The sequence below is a fragment of the Lyngbya aestuarii BL J genome (genome assembly GCF_000478195.2).
GTDB classification, from domain to species: domain Bacteria; phylum Cyanobacteriota; class Cyanobacteriia; order Cyanobacteriales; family Microcoleaceae; genus Capilliphycus; species Capilliphycus aestuarii.
The window spans coordinates 1-2,010 of record NZ_AUZM01000173.1 but is presented as its reverse complement, the minus strand read 5'-3'; the positions used below and the strand labels follow the sequence as shown (position 1 = coordinate 2,010).

Below are 2,010 nucleotides of genomic sequence, written 5' to 3'. Positions count from 1 at the left end.
AACAGGTTTACTGACTCTAGATTTTTATTGAAACTCAATCATAACATTTGAAACTTTGATATTTTTGAGAGCGGTAAATTTTAGAGATTTTTTAGATTTTAACTCACTTGAACACCATAGACTCACTCTTTAAATTGTTAATTTTTTAAGTCAAATAAAATGTATCAAAATGATCAGAAGTAAAAACTAAATTATGCTTTAAGGTTAATTTCTTTTCCATTAGAGTTAGGTTGTAGTTCCAAGCGAGGAACACCAATTGAAATTCCGACTTGATCAAATCTTCGCTTCAAACGACGACGAAATTCTCGACCAACATTCCACTGTTCTATCGGTTTTGTTTTAACCCAAGATGGAAAATTAATCACCACAGGTTATGCAGGAAAAAGTGATGATGCTTGATTGTGGTGGTTCAACTCAATTAATTGTGACTGGAACAGAGTTGGTTTCTTAAAGTTATACCGTACCTCGAACTATTCCGCAAGCCATTGGAGTTTTAACAGGAAGAAAAAAGGGAGAATGATCTGGGCTTCTCCCTGAATAATCTCTAATAAGTTTAAGCTTTTAATTCTTACGACTTCTGAGCCAGCTATCAATAGAAATTTGGTTAAAAGTGTAACCCGCTAACAAGATAAACAACACAACACAATAAATTAATTGTGAGGAGGCTGTATCCCATTTCTGAAGCAAGCAAACTCCAAACATTAAAGGAAGCATTAACACAAAACTGGCAATAATTGCATTACGAGTCTGAAAGCCAATAATCATTAAAACACCCGCAATTAATTCAACGATGGGAATAAAAAAAGCAGGAATTGAAATCATAAACTCAGGGATAGGTAATCCTTCATACAAAGCCACTTGGGAGGCTACAAAGCCAGGAATATTACCAATTCGGACTAACCCATGTACCATAAAGTTAATCCCAAATACCAGACGTAACAGGGTGTAAGCTAAGATGATATCCTGACGACGAAGTAAAATCGGAGTCTCGTTAAATTTCATGGTTTTACTGGGAGTAGATGTTATCTTCTATAACTATTGACTTGCTTTCCCGAGATTGGTTCAAAATATCAGTTTATTGGATTATTCACACTCACTCATAATAACATTATATAGAGAGTCTGGATATTCTGAGTGATTAATTTGCAACCGATTTTAAATGCTGATTTAGGAAGGTAATTGTCTTTTTCCAAGCATCTTCAGCAGCTTCGGCATTATAACGAGTACCCGAAGGATTTGCAAAAGCATGATCTGCATTTTCATAGATGTAGATTTCGGGTGACTTTCCTAAATCTTTTAACGCCGTTTCAAACTGACGAACTGTTTCTACAGAAGGATTATCATCAAGTTCTCCAAAAATTCCTAAAATGGGCATTTCTAAAGCTTTAAGTTGATTCGGATTGGTTTCAATTCCACCTCCATAATAAATGACGGTAGCATCGAGTTCTTTAGGAAAAAGCAATGCTGTGTTTAGTGACCAACTTCCCCCAAAACACCAACCTATACTCCCAATTTTGGGTACATTTTGTTCTTGTTCTAAATATTGATAAGCTTGACGAATATTATTTTTTAACTGTTGTTCATTATTTCTCGCTGCGGTCACTAATTCTCTGGCTTGTTCGGGAGTATCCCCAACTTTTCCTTCATACAAATCAACAGCTAAAGCTACATAACCTTCTCCGGCGAGTCGTTCAGTCATCATTTTAATATTATCATTGAGTCCCCACCATTCATGGATAATAATTAAACCCGGTAAAGACTCCTCAGCTTGTGCTGGACGAGCAAGATATCCCACTAAATCTTGATTATTTAAACTTCCATAGGTGACTGAATTTGTCTCAACAGGTTGACTCGGTTCAACCGCAACCAGAGGAGAAGAAATCGGAAGATCTTGCTGATGAGATCTCCACATCTGGATAACTGGATCTGGAGTTGGGTTCTCACTCGCGTTACCTGAGTATTGATTTCCCCACAATAGGATTCCTAAAAAGATAACTAAAGCAAGTCCTA

Annotated in this window: 3 protein-coding genes; all 3 read right to left on the bottom strand. The window is 36.4% G+C overall.

The window, feature by feature from the left end; translation table 11 throughout:
* Nucleotides 1-191 precede the first annotated feature (191 nt).
* Complete coding sequence (locus M595_RS31370) at nucleotides 192-368, bottom strand: hypothetical protein (RefSeq protein ID WP_023066840.1); 177 nt, start codon at nucleotides 366-368, stop codon at nucleotides 192-194.
* A gap of 193 nt (nucleotides 369-561) precedes the next feature.
* Nucleotides 562-1,002, bottom strand: a complete 441-nt coding sequence (locus M595_RS27245) for a DoxX family protein (RefSeq protein WP_023066856.1) — start codon at nucleotides 1,000-1,002, stop codon at nucleotides 562-564.
* A gap of 136 nt (nucleotides 1,003-1,138) precedes the next feature.
* Nucleotides 1,139-2,010: dienelactone hydrolase family protein (locus M595_RS27240; protein ID WP_203419181.1), on the bottom strand; the 872-nt coding region annotated here is incomplete at its 5' end.

Coding starts and splice junctions, on each gene's coding strand:
- M595_RS27245 (WP_023066856.1), bottom strand. CDS start 1,002: ATGAAATTTAACGAGACTCCGATTTTACTTCGTCGTCAGGATATCATC.